The 16,453-nt window shown below is 33.0% G+C and carries 14 protein-coding genes; 9 read left to right on the top strand and 5 right to left on the bottom strand.

Features of this window, described 5'->3' with window-relative positions; translation table 11 throughout:
* Positions 1–11 precede the first annotated feature (11 nt).
* The 9 genes from ligA to recN all read left to right on the top strand — a co-directional run bounded on the left by ligA (position 12) and on the right by recN (position 8,691).
* Positions 12–2,009: an NAD-dependent DNA ligase LigA gene (gene ligA, locus ACYSNV_RS10710; protein ID WP_461762557.1), complete on the top strand. Its 1,998-nt coding sequence runs from the start codon at positions 12–14 to the stop codon at positions 2,007–2,009.
* A gap of 64 nt (positions 2,010–2,073) precedes the next feature.
* Positions 2,074–2,205, top strand: a complete 132-nt coding sequence (locus ACYSNV_RS10705) for a hypothetical protein (protein ID WP_461762556.1) — start codon at positions 2,074–2,076, stop codon at positions 2,203–2,205.
* Between the two features lie 10 nt (positions 2,206–2,215).
* Complete coding sequence (locus ACYSNV_RS10700; protein ID WP_461762555.1) at positions 2,216–2,629, top strand: DUF6913 domain-containing protein; 414 nt, start codon at positions 2,216–2,218, stop codon at positions 2,627–2,629.
* A gap of 3 nt (positions 2,630–2,632) precedes the next feature.
* Entirely contained in the window at positions 2,633–3,514 is an 882-nt protein-coding gene (gene dapA / locus ACYSNV_RS10695; protein WP_461762554.1) for a 4-hydroxy-tetrahydrodipicolinate synthase, read from the top strand.
* Positions 3,515–3,780: 266 nt separating this feature from the next.
* Complete coding sequence (locus tag ACYSNV_RS10690) at positions 3,781–4,587, top strand: outer membrane protein assembly factor BamD (RefSeq protein ID WP_461762553.1); 807 nt, start codon at positions 3,781–3,783, stop codon at positions 4,585–4,587.
* Between the two features lie 12 nt (positions 4,588–4,599).
* The gene (locus ACYSNV_RS10685; protein WP_461762552.1) at positions 4,600–4,917 is read left to right on the top strand and encodes a DNA-directed RNA polymerase subunit omega; all 318 of its coding nucleotides are present in this window, start codon (positions 4,600–4,602) and stop codon (positions 4,915–4,917) included.
* A gap of 14 nt (positions 4,918–4,931) precedes the next feature.
* A complete protein-coding gene (gene coaBC / locus ACYSNV_RS10680; protein WP_461762551.1) occupies positions 4,932–6,140 on the top strand; it encodes a bifunctional phosphopantothenoylcysteine decarboxylase/phosphopantothenate--cysteine ligase CoaBC in 1,209 nt (402 codons plus the stop codon).
* Positions 6,133–7,017 carry a type IX secretion system protein PorD gene (gene porD / locus ACYSNV_RS10675; RefSeq protein ID WP_461762550.1) on the top strand — a complete coding sequence of 295 codons (885 nt, stop codon included), beginning with the start codon at positions 6,133–6,135 and terminating at the stop codon, positions 7,015–7,017. Before coaBC ends, porD begins: the two co-directional genes overlap by 8 nt.
* Before the next feature lie 18 nt (positions 7,018–7,035).
* A complete protein-coding gene (gene recN / locus ACYSNV_RS10670; protein WP_461762549.1) occupies positions 7,036–8,691 on the top strand; it encodes a DNA repair protein RecN in 1,656 nt (551 codons plus the stop codon).
* Positions 8,692–8,807: 116 nt separating this feature from the next.
* Here the strand turns inward: recN and ACYSNV_RS10665 are convergent, their stop codons facing one another.
* From ACYSNV_RS10665 to tatC, 5 genes are all read right to left on the bottom strand, one after another.
* Positions 8,808–11,030, bottom strand: coding sequence for an NADP-dependent isocitrate dehydrogenase (locus tag ACYSNV_RS10665; RefSeq protein WP_461762548.1), 2,223 nt, complete (start codon positions 11,028–11,030; stop codon positions 8,808–8,810).
* 417 nt (positions 11,031–11,447) lie between these two features.
* On the bottom strand, positions 11,448–13,862 hold the full coding sequence (locus ACYSNV_RS10660) for a GumC family protein (RefSeq protein ID WP_461762547.1): 2,415 nt from the start codon (positions 13,860–13,862) through the stop codon (positions 11,448–11,450).
* A gap of 5 nt (positions 13,863–13,867) precedes the next feature.
* Positions 13,868–14,653 carry a polysaccharide biosynthesis/export family protein gene (locus tag ACYSNV_RS10655; protein WP_461762546.1) on the bottom strand — a complete coding sequence of 262 codons (786 nt, stop codon included), beginning with the start codon at positions 14,651–14,653 and terminating at the stop codon, positions 13,868–13,870.
* A gap of 220 nt (positions 14,654–14,873) precedes the next feature.
* Complete coding sequence (lptB, locus tag ACYSNV_RS10650) at positions 14,874–15,614, bottom strand: LPS export ABC transporter ATP-binding protein (protein WP_461762545.1); 741 nt, start codon at positions 15,612–15,614, stop codon at positions 14,874–14,876.
* Positions 15,615–15,616: 2 nt separating this feature from the next.
* Positions 15,617–16,429 (bottom strand): twin-arginine translocase subunit TatC, encoded by an 813-nt coding sequence (tatC, locus tag ACYSNV_RS10645; protein ID WP_461762622.1) that lies wholly within the window; start codon positions 16,427–16,429, stop codon positions 15,617–15,619.
* Between the last annotated feature and the right edge of the window lie 24 nt (positions 16,430–16,453).

Below are 16,453 nucleotides of genomic sequence, written 5' to 3'. Positions count from 1 at the left end.
TGGGTAAAATTATGAATCAAGTAAACCGCATAGATTCTCTTCGAAAGGAATTAAATCAGCATAATTATAATTATTATGTCTTGGATTCTCCATCAATTAGTGATTTTGAGTTTGATCAAAAGCTAAAGGAGTTAGAGGCCTTAGAGAAGGCTCACCCCGAATGTTTTGATATAAATTCTCCTACACAACGCGTGGGGGGGCAGATTACCAAAAACTTTAGCACCGTAGTCCATGATCATCGTATGTATTCATTGGATAATTCTTACTCGACTGAGGATCTTTTAGATTGGCAAAATAGACTAGAGAAAGCCTTAGGTCATATACCAGAATCTTATACTTGTGAGTTAAAATATGATGGTGCCTCTATTAGTATCACCTATCAAAATGGTGAATTATTACGTGCAGTAACAAGAGGAGACGGGGTACAAGGAGATGATGTGACAGCTAATATTCGCACTATTAAATCCGTTCCAATTCGCCTAAAGGGTGACTATCCTAGTTTGTTTGATATTCGTGGCGAAATAGTTTTGCCTTTAGCAGGATTTGAAAAGATGAATCAAGAGTTAATTCAAATTGGAGAGACTCCATTTTCAAATCCTAGGAACACGGCCTCGGGAAGTTTAAAGCTGCAAGATAGTGGCGAGGTAGCTAAACGACCGTTGGATTGTCTGTTGTATAATGTGGTGGGTAATTCATTACCAATTCAAAGTCAATTTGAATCTTTACAAAAAGCTAGAGAATGGGGGTTTAAAGTACCTGAAATATCAAAGGTGGCTTACAGTATGCAGGAAGTTCTAGATTTTATTGCATATTGGGATATTCACCGTTCCACGCTAGCTTATGAGACCGATGGAGTTGTTGTGAAAGTAAACTCTATTCAAGAGCAAGAAGAGTTAGGTTTTACTGCTAAGTCACCACGCTGGGCTATCGCATATAAGTTTAAGGCAGAGCAAGTGGTAACTACCTTAGAGCAAATCACCTATCAGGTAGGTAGAACAGGTGCTATAACTCCGGTGGCAAATCTGGAGCCGGTTCAATTAGCTGGAACTATTGTAAAACGCGCTTCTTTACATAATGCCGATCAAATTGCAAAGTTAGATATTAGGGTCAACGATAAAGTATTTGTTGAAAAGGGAGGAGAAATAATACCCAAGATTGTAGGGGTGGATTTACAACACCGACCAGTAGATTCCATTAAAACTGTATATATAAAAAATTGTCCAGAATGTGGTACTGAATTAAAAAGAACTCCTGGAGAGGCTCAACACTATTGTCCTAATACATATGGATGTCTACCACAGATTGCCGGACGTATTCAGCATTATATTTCTAGAAAAGCATTAGATATCCAAGGGTTAGGTGAGGAAACTGTTAGCTTGTTATGTAAAAGCGGTCTGATTACTAATTATGCAGATTTATACGATCTGACATTAGAGCAAGTTCTTCCACTTGAACGAATGGCTCAAAAATCAGCTGATAATTTAATTCAAGGAATTCAAAACTCAAAACAAATTCCTTTTGAGCGTGTACTATATGGTCTAGGAATTCGTTATGTAGGTGAGACGGTTGCAAAAAAGTTAGCTCTTCATTATAAGAATATAGACGATTTAGCACAGGCTGGTTTTGTTGAGTTAATACAAGTTGATGAAATAGGTGAACGCATTGCTCAAAGTGTTATAGATTTTTTTAGTAGTGATGTTAATAAACAAATAATCTCTCGTTTAAAACAGTATGGAGTACAATTTGTTTTACAAGAAAGTCAAACAGAGCTGTTATCTGATAAATTACTTGGTAAAACCGTTGTTGTTTCCGGAGTTTTTTCTCAAATGACAAGAGATCAAATTAAAAAGTGTATTGAAGATCATGGAGGTAAGAACGGAAGTTCAATTTCCTCAAAAACAGATTATGTTGTAGCAGGTGATAAAATGGGACCTGCTAAATTGGAGAAAGCCACTAAACTTGGTATAAAGATCTTAAGTGAGCAGGATTTTATAGAACTTGTAAAATGAAAAGCCTTGTTAAAATACTTTAAGCGTATTTGATTTTCTGTATTTTTACAAAAATGAGTTAAGTATGTTGAGTAATGCTTGGAAGAGGAGGCAGTTGCGTAAGGCAATTAAAAATAAGCAATTAAATCCGGTACCTGGTAACTTTTCCTATAGAATTAGTACAGTGGGAGTACTTTTTAGAATTGCAGGAAGATAACCAAATCCAAATGATATCTAATGCGCTAGAGAAGCATGGGATTTTAAAAAGCAATATGGAGTTTCTAATATTAAACGATAATAAGGCTAGTGTTCAGAACAAGAGTTATAAATTTTATAGTTTAAAGTCTTTTAATTCGATGGGACATTGCTTGGAAAGCCAAGTATTAGAATTTATTAATAAACCTTTTGATTTATTAGTCAGTTTATATGAAAAAAACTCTATTGCTTTACAATGGGCAACTGCTTGTTCGAAAGCTAAGTGTAAAACAGGACTTTTTTATGAACAGGAGTCTTTAAATCACTTTGATATTAAGTTAAATCACTTACAAGGTAAGGAGTTTGTTGACTTGCTTTTTAATTATTTAGCGATTTTTAGTGAGAATGATAAAAAAACCAATAACCAAAAAACAATAACCAAATAAGTTATGCAATCATTAATTGGAACTGGTGTTGCTTTAGTAACACCTTTTAAAACAGACCTGAGTATCGATGTAGATGCTTTAGAAAATTTAGTAGAATTTGCCATTAAAGGAAAAGTGGAGTACTTAGTTGTTTTAGGTACAACGGCTGAATCAGCAACTTTGTCCAGCCAAGAAAAGGAGTTAGTTAAACAGGTTGTTATAAAGGCCAATAATGGGCGATTACCTTTGGTTCTTGGTGTAGGGGGAAATAATACCCAAGAAGTTTTGCAGGAATTAAAGCAAGGTGATTATAATGGCTTTCAGGCCATTTTATCTGTTAGTCCGTATTATAATCGACCAACACAAGAGGGAATCTACCAACATTTTAAACAAATTGCATTACATAGTCCTTTACCTATTATTTTATATAATGTACCGGGTAGAACAGGAAGTAATATGCTGCCAGAGACGGTGATTCGTCTAGCTAAAGATTTCGCCAATATTGTAGCTATTAAAGAAGCTGCTGGTAATATTGTACAGGCTATGGAATTAATAAGACAAAATCCAAGGGAAGATTTCCTTATTATTTCTGGGGATGATGCCCTAGCTCTGCCAATTACTTTAGCTGGAGGTTCTGGAGTTATTTCTGTGATTGGACAAGGCGTACCTGCTTTATTTAGTGATATGATTCGTTTAGGCTTAGATAGAAAAGTAAATCAAGCTTACACTTTACATTACAAGTTGATGCCAATAATAGATATGATTTTTGAACAGGGTAATCCAGCAGGAATTAAGCATATTTTACAGTTAGAAGGTATTTCAACACAAAGTGTAAGATTACCATTAGTAAATATAAATACTGATTTAGCTTCTCGTATTGCTGGGGAGTTACAAGGTCTTGTTTAATTTTTTTAATCAAGAACTATTTTTTTTAGAAACATTTTAAATAAAAGAGTTTTTTAGTTATTTGTATTGCTAGTTCAATGAAAAATCCATTCCTATAAAATGAGCTTTATTGAGTTCGTAAGCAGTAAGTTAACAAATCTAGCTTAAAAACATAGTATCTTTTGGTTTTAATGAAAAAGGTTTTTGTATAATGCAATTATATAACTAAATTTGCACTTGCTTAACCAAGAATATACTGGACACTTTTGTTTAACAATATAAATTATATGAGAAGATATATCGGCTTATCTTTTTTAGTGCTAGCTCTTGCAGGATGTAGTCCTTTGCAAAAAGCATTGAAATCACAAGATATGGAATTAAAAAAAGAAGTAGCAAATGACTTCTATGAACAAAAGAAGTATAGACGTGCTATTCGTTTATATGAGCAATTAGAAACTCCTATGCGAGGTAGACCTGATGCAGAACAGATGTTTTACAATTTTGCAGAGGCAACTTATCAAACAAAGGATTATGAAACGGCAGGTCCTAGATTTCGTAATTTTGCAGCGACTTATCCAAGAAGTGAGTTTAAAGAAGAAGCATTGTTAAAAGAAATTAAAAGTGGTGAGCATTTATCAGCGGTATATTCTTTGGATCAATATGAAACTTATGAAGTAATTGCTAAGCTGCAAAAGTTTATCGATCTATACCCTACTTCTGATTACGTTTTTGAAGCAAATACTATGATGTCAGAGCTAAATCAAAAGCTTGAACAAAAGGCTTTCGAGAATGCAAAGCATTTGAATACCATTGGAGAATGGACACGTAATTATAATGCAGCTATTATAGCATTAGATAACTTTATTTATGATTATCCAGGAACAAAGTATAAGGAAGACGCCTTGTATTATAAGTTTGATTCCGCCTATAAATTAGCTATGAATAGTGTGGATCATAAGTTGGAAGAGCGTTTAAAAACAGCAAAGGTAATGTACGAGACTTTGGTTCGCTTTGAGCCAGATGGTAAATACAAAGCTAAAGCTCAAGGGATGATCGAGGATATTAATAATGAATTAGAGAAATTTTCAAAATAATTTAAGCGAAAGATGGATTTAAAGAAAACAAATGCTCCTGTAAATACTATTACTTACAATAAGAGCCAGATTGAAGAGCCTGCAGGGAATATTTATGAGGCTATTACAATAATAGCTAAGAGAGCAAGTCAGATCAACACAGAGATAAAAAATGAGTTGATAGAGAAGCTTGAAGAGTTCGCAACTTATAATGATAGCTTAGATGAAGTTTTTGAAAATAAAGAGCAAATCGAAGTTTCAAAGTTTTATGAAAAGTTACCTAAAAGTCATGCTTTAGCTCTAGAGGAGTGGTTAGAGGGAAGGGTAACGTTTAAAGAAGTTGTAAAATAATTTAAACTAAGCTAATGTCAGAGTTAAGCGGAAAAAAAATAATACTGGGTGTAACTGGTGGAATTGCCGCTTATAAGACGGCAAACTTAGTTCGTTTACTTATAAAAGCAGGTGCCGAGGTTCAAGTAATCATGACACCTGCTTCTCATCAATTTGTTACTCCATATACCTTATCTACTTTATCAAAAAGACCTGCGTTAAGTCAGTTTTTTAATGCAGCAGATCAAGGAGGCACATGGAATAATCATGTGGATTTGGCACTTTGGGCTGATTTGATGATCGTAGCTCCAGCTACAGCTAACACTTTAGCCAAGATGGTTAATGGGTTATGCGATAATTTACTTATGGCCACTTACTTATCGGCTAAATGTCCAGTGTATATAGCGCCAGCTATGGACTTGGATATGTATATCCATCCGTCAACTAATAAAAATTTAGAACAATTAGAATCCTATGGGAATCACATTATTGCTGCCGAATATGGTGAGTTAGCTAGTGGTTTAATAGGACAAGGTCGAATGGCGGAGCTTGATAATATTATTTCTTATATTGTTGATAAGCAAAAGGTAGATATTACATTACAAGGAAAACGTTTTTTAGTAACAGCTGGTCCAACCTATGAGGCAATTGATCCTGTTAGGTTTATTGGTAATCATTCTTCGGGGAAGATGGGATTCGATATTGCTAGGGAGTTAGTAAAAAAAGGTGCTGAGGTTATTTTGGTGAGTGGACCAAGTAATCAGGTTATAGAACATAAAAACGTGAAAGTTATTCGTGTTACTAGTGCCCAAGAAATGTATGATACTTGTCATAGGTATTTCTGCGAGGTAGACTGTTTAATTGCCGCTGCTGCAGTAGCAGATTATCGTCCAAAGTATATTGCTAAGGAAAAAATTAAAAAAAATGATGCAGACTTTACCATAGAGATGGAAAAGAATCCTGATATCTTAGCGAGTTTAGGTAATATTAAAACTAAGCAATATGTTGTGGGTTTTGCCTTAGAGACGCAAAACGAAATCCAAAATGCGAAAAATAAAATTGTTAAGAAAAATCTAGATTTAATCGTTTTAAACTCTTTAAATGATAAAGGAGCAGGTTTTGGTAAACCCACAAATAAAGTTACCTTTATAGATAAAGATTTTTCTATACAACCTATGGCATTAAAATCCAAAGAAAATGTAGCCCAAGATATTGTTCAAAAAATAATAGATCATTATGCGTAAACTAATATGGCTTATAATTTTACTATTACCCTTTTCTAGGCTGCATGCACAGGAATTAAATGCTGCAGTTAGTATTAATTATAGTCAGTTAGGAAATAATCAAGAGTCTTATTTTAAGACTTTAGAAAAATCTTTGCGCGAATTTATTAACAATACTAGTTGGGGGACCACGAAATATTCTGCATTGGAAAAAATTGACTGCGTTTTTATTCTAAGTGTTAGTAGTGTTAATAATAATGTTATTTCAGGAAGTCTTCAAGTGCAATCAACCAGGCCAGTATATAATTCAACTTATTCCACGCCAGTTTTAAACTTTAATGACAGAGATGTAACATTTAGCTACATTGAATTCGAGAGTTTGATTTTTAATCCCAATTCGGCTGATTCAAACTTAACTAATTTAATAGCCTTTTATGCAAACCTGTTAATTGGTCTTGATGCCGATACATTCGCTTTAGATCAAGGTAATGCCTATATTCAAAATGCCTTAAATATTGCCAATACTGCGCAGCAATCAAATTTTCGTGGATGGAAGCCATCTGATGGTAACAACACTAGATATGCATTGGCTGCAGATTTAGCTTCTAATACTTTTAGTGATTATATAAAAGCTATTTATATGTATCACCGCTTGGGATTAGATTATATGGCAGTGGATCAACAAAGAGCAAAACAAGGACTTTATGAAAGTTTTTTGGAGCTTGATAAAGTGAACTCAGCTCGGGGGAATTCTTTTTTAATGCGTGTTTTCTTTGACACAAAAACAAATGAAATCGTAAATTTGTATGCAGGTATACCAGATGCTAACAAGAAAAATGTCATTACTTTGTTGAATCGCCTTTTTCCATTAAATGCTAGTAAATGGAGTAGCTTGTAGCCTTTTAATTAAGCCATTATGTTAACATTACTTACAATAAAAAATTTTGCTCTAATAGATTCTTTAGAAATAGATTTTTCTGAAGGATTCTCTATTATAACTGGGGAAACCGGTGCAGGGAAAAGTATATTACTTGGGGCCTTAGGTCTTTTACAAGGTAAACGCGCAGATTTGGGTTCTTTGAAAGATAAGCAAGAAAAATGCATTATTGAAGGACATTTTAATATTCAAGGTTATAAATTAGAGAATTTATTTGAGATATTAGATATAGACTATGAGCATATAACGATCATTCGAAGAGAGATTCTACCTTCTGGAAAATCGCGTGCTTTTGTGAATGATAGTCCTGTAAATTTAAGTGAACTTCAAGAATTAAGTAAAGTCTTAATAGATATTCATTCGCAGGCACAAACCGGAGAGTTACAAGAACAAGCTTATCAAATTCATATCCTTGATGCCGTTGCTAATAATGATAACATATTAGAGAAGTATCAAGAGCAATTAAAAGCTTATAAGAAAGCTTTGGCTTTGTTAACAACTTATACTAACCAACGAGCTGAACTTATAAAAGAACAAGATTATAATAATTTTTTATTAGAGGAGTTAGAACAAGCTGACTTGGCACATCTAAATCAAATAGAATTAGAGCAAGAGTTTGAAAAACTAAGTAACGTTGAGTTTATTTTGGATACTTTCAACCATAGTGTGCAGATTTTAAATCAAGAACAGATAGGTGTAATTGCTACTTTAAAGGATCTTAAAAATACAATGGCTAAGATAGCCAATGTGTCTTTGGAGTTTGAAGATTTATATAATCGATTAAACAGTGTGGAGATAGAGGTGCTTGATATTGCTAACGAAATTGATAACTCTCTTGATAATGTTATTCCAGACCCGCAAAGGATTGAGATTATTCAAGCACGCTTACAACTATTGTATGGACTTTTGAAAAAACATCAAGTAAATTCGGTTCCAGAATTAATAGAAATTCAAGAACAGTTAAATAATAAGGCTTTTTTAGTTGATGATTTAGAATTGAAAATAGATCAGTTACAAAAGCAAGTGAATCATTTAGATAAGGTCCTTAAGGAGCTTTCAAATGAATTATCTTTAAATAGGAAAAAGTCTGTTCCTGAATTAGAGAACCAAATTTTAGAGGTTTTAAAATTGGTAGGAATGCCTAATTCCCGTTTTCAATTTGAGTTTTCAAAAAGTTCGGGTTATTTATTTAATGGTCAAGATCAAATACAACTATTATTTTCTGCCAATAAGGGAATGGATTTCGGTTTATTGAAAAAAGTTGCTTCTGGTGGTGAAATGTCTCGTATTATGTTGGCTATTAAAGCTACGTTGGCTAAATATTCAAGCTTACCTACTATTATTTTTGATGAAATAGATACAGGAGTTTCTGGTGAAGTTGCCGATAAGATGGGAGAGATAATGAGCGATATGAGTAAGCATATGCAAGTTTTTGCTATTACACATCTACCTCAAATAGCCGCTAAGGGTAATCAACATTATAAGGTTTTTAAGACTTCGGATGAGAAAACCACTACTTCTCAATTAGTTAAATTAGCTACCCAAGATAGAATAAACGAGATAGCAGAAATGTTGTCAGGTAAAGAATTAACTAGCTCCGCTTTAGGTCACGCAAAAGCCTTATTAGGACTATAGATACACAATTGGAATAGAGGTTTTGAAGATAAATTTAAAAATTCAGATAGCAAAAAGGAACTATTGAAAAAATAGTTCCTTTTTTATTTTATTGAATTTTACTTATTGCTTTGAAATTAAGCTATAGAGTCAATAATATTATTTAAAGTTGAGCTTGGACGCATAGCTTTAGAGGTAGCAACCGTATTTGGCTGATAGTAACCATCTATTTTTTGTGGATTACCTTGAGCTTGAATTAATTCTTGATTAATCTTTTCTTGCTCTTGCTCCATGGATTTAGCAACTGGAATAAAGATGTTTTTTAAATCTTGATCTTTATCCTGATTGGCTAAAGCTTGTGCCCAGTATAAAGCAAGGTAAAAATGTGATCCTCTGTTATCAATTGAACCTATTTTACGTGCAGGCGATTTATCATTATCTAAAAATTTAGCTGTAGCCTCGTCTAATGTTTCCGCTAAAACTAGCGCTTTTGGATTATTTTGGGTTTGACTTAAGTGTTCAAATGAAGCTCCTAATGCTAGGAATTCCCCTAAAGAGTCCCAACGTAAGTACCCTTGATCAATGAATTGTTCAATATGTTTAGGAGCTGATCCCCCAGCACCAGTTTCAAATAAACCTCCACCATTCATTAAAGGTACAATAGATAACATTTTTGCAGAAGTACCAAGTTCTAAAATAGGGAATAGATCAGTTAGATAGTCACGTAATACGTTTCCTGTAACTGAAATTGTATCTAATCCCTTGCGAATTCTTTCAATAGAAACCTTGGTAGCCTCTATAGGGCTTAATATTTGAATATCTAATCCTGTTGTGTCGTGATCTTTTAAGTAGGTATTAACCTTTTTGATTATTTGTTGGTCATGAGCTCTATTTTGATCTAACCAAAATATTGCAGGAGTATCTGAAAGTCTAGCACGATTTACTGCAAGTTTAACCCAATCTTGAATTGGTGCATCTTTGGCTTGACACATTCTAAAGATGTCACCTTTTTCAACTTCTTGATCAAAAATTAGATTTCCATCTTGATCAATTACTTGTATTTTTCCATCTTGTTTGGCTTGGAAAGTTTTGTCATGAGAACCATATTCTTCTGCTTTTTGAGCCATTAATCCAACGTTTGGTACCGAACCCATAGTCTGTGGGTCAAAAGCACCGTTTGCTTTACAGTCTTCAATTACAGTTTGGTAAACCCCCGCGTAGCTACGATCTGGTATAATAGCTAAAGTATCTTGAAGTTGACCGTGTTTATTCCACATTTGCCCCGAAGTTCTGATCATTGCTGGCATGGAAGCATCTACAATTACATCTGAAGGTACATGTAGGTTTGTTATTCCTTTATCAGAGTTAACCATTGCAATATCTGGACCATTGGCAATCGTTTGGTCTATTAAAGCAATAATTTCAGCTTCTTTTGCATGTCCTTTAATTTTTGCGTATAAATCTCCTAAACCGTTATTTGGCGTTATTCCTAACTCTGCAAATAACTCTGCATATTTATCATATACCTCTTGGAAATATACCTGAACTACAGCTCCAAAGATAACAGGGTCAGAAACCTTCATCATTGTTGCTTTTAAATGTGTAGAGAATAAGATTCCTTTATCTTTTGCCTCTTGTTTACAAGCAGCAACAAATGCTTTTAGTTTGTTTAAATTTATAACAGATGAGTCAACAATCTCTCCAGCTAATAGTGGAGCAAAATCTTTTAGTAATGTTACATTACCATCTTTAGCAACAAATTCAATTTTAAATTGGCAAGCTTTTTCAATGGTTACAGACTTTTCTGTCGCAAAGAAATCTCCATCTTGCATTGATGCAACTCTAGTTTTCGAATCTTTCGACCAAGCTCCCATTGAATGTGGGTGTTTCTTTGCGTAATTCTTTACTGCCTTTGGTGCACGTCTATCTGAATTTCCTTCACGTAAGACAGGGTTAACCGCAGAACCTAAAACTTTAGCATACGTAGCTTTAATTTCTTGTTCTTTTTGATCTTTTGGTTCGGCCGGATAATCCGGAACAGCATAGCCATGTGCTTGCAATTCTTTAATAGCAGCATTTAATTGAGGTAATGATGCAGAGATATTTGGTAATTTAATTATATTGGCTTCAGGTGTTTTTGCCAGTTCTCCTAATTCTGTTAAAGCATCACCAATTTTTTGGTCTTCTTTTAAATATTCTGGAAAGTTTGCTAAGATACGTCCTGCTAATGAAATATCGCGAGTCTCTACTTGAATTGCTGCCGTTTTAGCAAAAGCCTGGACAATTGGTAAAAACGAATAAGTAGCCAACATTGGCGCCTCGTCGGTTAATGTGTAAAGGATTTTAGATTTTTGAGTCATCTTTTATAGATTTAAATAATAACAATTTTCGATTGAACTTTTTTGGTTTTCTTTTTTAAAAAGAATAAGACAAATATACTAAATACTTAGGTAAAGTGCAGTAGTTATACTAGTTTGTATAAGAGAATTATCAATTTTGTAATGTCAAGTGGCTATATTCTCTATTTTGTATTTTTATGTTTAATATTTTATCAAAATAGTCATAAATACCAGTTTAGATTTCTTTTGATTCCTGTTAGCTTGCCGGAATTGTTTTATCTGTAACTTTTTCGTGAAAAGTATTTCTTGAAAAGTTTTTCTTTTTTACTAGTGTTTGACTTTATTGCTTTGAAAGACTTATTATTCAAACTTAGGGAAAAACAAATAGGTGTTAGTATAATTATACTAACACCTATTTGTTGGTTTTATAAGTTTATTTTACTTATTGAATATTTTTTTATACCAAGGCTTCTTGGTATTGAGCTGATCGTGTTCAACTCCATATCCGTATCCATATCCATAACCATATCCTCCAAAGCGTTTGCTAGAAAGTGTGTCATTTAAAAGAATTGACATGTTTGGTAATTTATTTTCTTTATAAAGATCATTTGGTAATTTGAGCATACGCTTATCTAAATAGTTTGCTCGGCATACATAGATAAAAGTATCTGCATATTTAGCCACCAATAGTGTGTCGGTAACTAAACTAACAGGTGCGGTATCCACAATAATATAATCAAAATCTTTTTCTAGACTCTTGAACATCTCTCCAATGGCATCTCCCATAAGTAGCTCTGCGGGATTTGGTGGTATAGTACCAGCAGGTAAGGCAAAGAGATTTTCATAACCATCAATCTTAACGATGTATTTATGTATATCATTTTCTTTATGTAATAGGTAGTCTGAAACTCCTTTAGAAGGTAATAACATATAGTCATCTAATCTTGGATTTCTCAAATCTAATCCTATAAGTAAGGTTTTCTTACCTGAAAGAGCAATGGTAGCTGCTGTGTTAACAGAGGTAAAGGTTTTTCCTTCTTTTGGGAAAGTAGAGGTTAAAAATATCATTTTAGCTCTACCTTGTGGTACCCTACCTAGCATAAACTCTAAGTTTGTACGAATAATACGTAAAGCCTCTGATGTACTGGTTCTACTTGTGATATCAATAATTTTACTGTTATCATCTGAGTGTGGAATATCCCCTATAAATGGGACATTAGAATTTTGTTCAATATCTAAACGACTCTTTATCTTAGTATCCAAAAGACTTCTAAGGTAAATAACAGTGAAAGGGAATAATACACCTAATATACAGGCTGCAAGAAGAACAATCATGCTTTTTGGTGAAACAGGCTTATCTGAACTCTTAGCATTGTCTATAACCTTGGCATTTAAATCTGTGGCTGCCAAAGCAATTGCAGTTTCCTCTCTTTTTTGAAATAAGTACAGGTAGATAGCCTCTTTTACCTTTTGTTGTCTATCTATTATTCGAAATTCTCTTTCTTGTCTAGGAACTTGTGCTAATTTGGAACGTAAATCTTGTTCTTTATTATTTAATTCTCGTTGTGTAATTTTTAGACTGCTTTCCAGCGTTTTTAAACTCTCCATTACAGAGGCTTTCATCGAGGCAATCTGAGCATCAAGTTTTATTACAGCTGGGTTCTTTTGTGTTGAACTAGAGCTAATGCGATTACGATCTAAAATCAATTGGTTGTATTGATTTATTAAGCTATTAGAATTGGCATCGGATTGAATAATATTACCAGGAATTAACTCATTAGGTTGACTTTTTATTAAAAAGTCTATCATTGAGGATACGACCTTTAACTCCGTTTCATTTGCAATGATTTGCTTTTCATATGCATTTGCATTCTCTAATATTAATCCTAATTCTGTAGGAATATCCGTTATACTGTTAACAGCCTTATACCCCTCAACAGACTTTTCAACATCACCTAACTCCTCTGTGATTAGCTTTAATCTTGTATCAATGAATTCAGATGTTTTTTCTGAAACAAAACGTTTATCAGCAATCGCAGCATCATTATATAGATTAACTAATGTATTTAAATAATCAATAGCTTTAGATGGAGTAGGGTCAATTAAGGACAAATCTAACACGGTCGAAAATTTGTCCGTGGGTGTAATTTGGACTGCTTTTAGGTAGTTATCAACTACGGATTGTATTGGTTTGATTTCAACCAAGATATCGGTAATATTTTCTTTAGCTTCTAATTCCTCTGCTGACTTTAATGAATCAAGAGTTGGTATTCTTTTAGGTTCATTTTTAGTAACAATTAACTCTCCTAATACAGTTGAAAAAGGAGTATTGTAAGTGTAATTACCTAATAATTCTTCTTTTTCACTATATAAATCAAAGGACTCGTCAGTAATGTTTTTTACATAGAAAGAATATTTTATTTGATCAAAATCAAAAACGCGTTCTACAAAATTAAAACTAATCGGAGAGTCATCATAAAGCTCTTTGGTAACTAGTTTTCCCTTGTATATATAGTCAATGTTTAGTTGTAATCGACGAATTACACGTTCGGTTAAATTACGTGATTTTAATATTTGAGTCTCATTCTCAACGTTACTTTTACCTCCAGAAAGCATTCCTAAATCGGCAAATGCAGCTACCTCTGAAGCAATACCTCCGCCTCGTTTTTCATCTTTAACAATGATGGTTGTATTGATTTTGTAAGTTTTTTGAGTAAGTTTTAAATAAGCTACGGCCAATAGTAATGCAACAAAAATACTAACTAAAAACCAACGCCAATGAACAATATATTTTTCAACTTCTTCACGAATATTTATGTTCGTGTTATCATTATTATCAAAATTGTTTTCCATAATTCTTATTTAACAGATAATGCTATAATTGTAACAAGTAAAGACAAAGCAGAGATTCCCACCGTTAAGTTAGGTCCCACAACCGATGAGTTAATTTTTGTTTTATTTGGCTCTACATAAACAATATCATTTTGATTTAAATAGTAATACGGTGATGTAATGAAATCTGCTTTTGTCATATCAACACGGATAGGTATTTTATGACCATCAATCTCACGGATGATCAAAACATTATCTCTTTTTCCATAAATGGTCATATCCCCAGATAGTGAAATGGCTTCCATCAATGTTAGTCTCTCACTTGAAATGGTATGCACTCCAGGTTTATTTACCTCTCCTTGTACTGTTACTTTAAAGTTCACAATACGTAAATTAATTATTGGTTTGTTTATATATTGGCTTATTTCTTGATCTAAGTATTCGATAGCTTCTTTGCGAGTTAAACCTCCAAGTTTTATTGTTCCAAGCACAGGAAACTCTATATTTCCTTGGTTGTCAATAAGATATAATTGTTGTTTCATTTGTCCTGCTGATTCTGGCGAACTTGGATTAGCAGTCATTGTATTCATTAAGTTAAATGCAATTGCAGCCTCTGGATCCTGGGCTGAAACAACAATCATTAGTAGATCATCGGGTTGTAATCTAGTTTGGAAATTTGTATTGGAAGCGTTTTCTAAAAGTACAGTGTCGATATCTTGATAGTAAACGAACGTTTCTTTAGGGGCACAGGAAGCCATTAAAGCAACGCAAAATATTGCGGATAAAATTTTAAAAAGGGATTTGTTTTTCATTAGTTTTTGTGCAAATATAAAATTTTAAGGTTGTCAAAAAAAAGAATTAGAAAATTTAAAGTTAAATAAAGGATTTATTTAGTGTACGGTTTTTGGATTCCTATGATTTAAACATCATTATAGCCATTACCTTTATTTAAATCGCGTTTATAACTTACGAATAACTAAATTATTTTTCGTTACCTTACTCTTTAGTTTAATAATAAAAAATACGAGTTATTTAAAAATGTAATTTCTTTTTTCTTAATTCGAAATTTTGACCTAAATAAACTCTTCTAACCATTTCATCTTCTACTAATTCTTCAGGAACACCTGCTTTTAAAATACCACCTTCAAACATTAAGTAGGTTTTATCAGTAATGGCTAAAGTTTCCTGAACGTTATGGTCGGTAATTAAAATTCCAATGTTTTTATTCTTTAATTGAGCTACAATTCTTTGAATGTCCTCAACAGCTACAGGGTCTACACCTGCAAAAGGTTCATCTAACAAAATGAATTTAGGATCGGTGGCTAGGGCTCTAGCAATTTCCGTACGTCTTCTTTCACCACCAGAGAGTAAATCCCCTCTATTGGTTCTGATGTGTTCTAAGCTAAATTCCTCTATCAAAGACTCCATTTTTAATATCTGTTCTTGTTTAGATAATTTTGTGAGTTGTAATACACTTAAGATATTGTCCTCTATACTTAGTTTTCGAAACACCGAGGCCTCTTGGGCTAAGTAGCCAATCCCATGTTGCGCTCTTTTATACATTGGGAAGTCTGTAATATTTGTATTATCTAAGTAAATACTTCCACTATTTGGTTTTACTAAGCCTACAATCATGTAAAATGAAGTTGTTTTTCCAGCTCCATTTGGACCAAGTAGACCTACAATTTCTCCCTGATTTACTTCTACAGAAACGCCTTTTACAACTTTTCTTTTCTTATAGATTTTTACAATATTATCCGCTCTTAATTTCATTGTTATTTTTGTTTAGTTAAACCAGTAGCATTTTTGCGGTTTGATTTATATTGTACGAATTTAGAAATATAAATACTAACTTCATATAAAATAAGTAAAGGAATTGCCACTATTATTTGGCTCACCACATCGGGAGGAGTAATAATTGCTGAAATTATTAAAATTAAAACAATGGCGTATTTTCTATACTCTCTTAAGAATTCTGGAGTAACAAGACCTAAGGTGGAGAGAAAATATATAATTATAGGAAGCTCAAAAACCAAGCCACATGCTACAGAAGTAGTTTTTACAAGACTAATATAGGAATTGATATCAATTTGGTTTTTTACAATATCACTAACTTGGATGTTTGATAAAAAGTTGATAGATAAAGGAGTAATAAGATAATAACCAAATAAAACGCCTAAAAAGAATAAGAAAGAAGAAACTACAATAAATAATCTAGCATATTTTTTTTCGTTACTGTATAAAGCCGGACTAATAAATTTCCATATTTCCATTAAGATAAAAGGTACCGCGATAATAAAACCAGCCGTAATACAAGTCCAGATAATTACCGAGAACTGACCATCCATTGTTCTGTTTTGAATTTCAAAAGGTAATTCTTTACCACAAAAACTATCTTCAAAATTAAATTTTTGTGCTATTTGACAAAAAATACGATAGGTGATAAATTGTGGGTCTTTCGGAGCGAATATTATCTTATTAAATATAAAATCACTAAAAATAAATGCTACTACACCTCCTCCTAATATAAACATAGAGGATCTTACCAGAAGCCATCTTAATTCTTCTAAGTGATCCAGAAAAGACATATTGCCTTTATTTGTTTTTTGTTT

It is taken from the genome of Myroides sp. LJL119 (assembly GCF_054871605.1).
Note: the sequence above shows the minus strand (reverse complement) of the source record. Positions and strands in the feature narration are given on the sequence as shown.

Excerpts from the sequence above, each read along its gene's own strand:
- coaBC (WP_461762551.1), top strand. The coding sequence starts at position 4,932 with ATGTCAGAGTTAAGCGGAAAAAAAATAATACTGGGTGTAACTGGTGGA.
- ACYSNV_RS10665 (WP_461762548.1), bottom strand. The coding sequence starts at position 11,030 with ATGACTCAAAAATCTAAAATCCTTTACACATTAACCGACGAGGCGCCA.
- ACYSNV_RS10660 (WP_461762547.1), bottom strand. The coding sequence starts at position 13,862 with ATGGAAAACAATTTTGATAATAATGATAACACGAACATAAATATTCGT.
- ACYSNV_RS10685 (WP_461762552.1), top strand. The coding sequence starts at position 4,600 with ATGGATTTAAAGAAAACAAATGCTCCTGTAAATACTATTACTTACAAT.
- ACYSNV_RS10690 (WP_461762553.1), top strand. The coding sequence starts at position 3,781 with ATGAGAAGATATATCGGCTTATCTTTTTTAGTGCTAGCTCTTGCAGGA.
- ligA (WP_461762557.1), top strand. The coding sequence starts at position 12 with ATGAATCAAGTAAACCGCATAGATTCTCTTCGAAAGGAATTAAATCAG.
- ACYSNV_RS10700 (WP_461762555.1), top strand. The coding sequence starts at position 2,216 with ATGATATCTAATGCGCTAGAGAAGCATGGGATTTTAAAAAGCAATATG.
- lptB (WP_461762545.1), bottom strand. The coding sequence starts at position 15,614 with ATGAAATTAAGAGCGGATAATATTGTAAAAATCTATAAGAAAAGAAAA.
- recN (WP_461762549.1), top strand. The coding sequence starts at position 7,036 with ATGTTAACATTACTTACAATAAAAAATTTTGCTCTAATAGATTCTTTA.
- ACYSNV_RS10655 (WP_461762546.1), bottom strand. The coding sequence starts at position 14,653 with ATGAAAAACAAATCCCTTTTTAAAATTTTATCCGCAATATTTTGCGTT.
- ACYSNV_RS10705 (WP_461762556.1), top strand. The coding sequence starts at position 2,074 with ATGTTGAGTAATGCTTGGAAGAGGAGGCAGTTGCGTAAGGCAATTAAA.
- tatC (WP_461762622.1), bottom strand. The coding sequence starts at position 16,429 with ATGTCTTTTCTGGATCACTTAGAAGAATTAAGATGGCTTCTGGTAAGA.
- porD (WP_461762550.1), top strand. The coding sequence starts at position 6,133 with ATGCGTAAACTAATATGGCTTATAATTTTACTATTACCCTTTTCTAGG.
- dapA (WP_461762554.1), top strand. The coding sequence starts at position 2,633 with ATGCAATCATTAATTGGAACTGGTGTTGCTTTAGTAACACCTTTTAAA.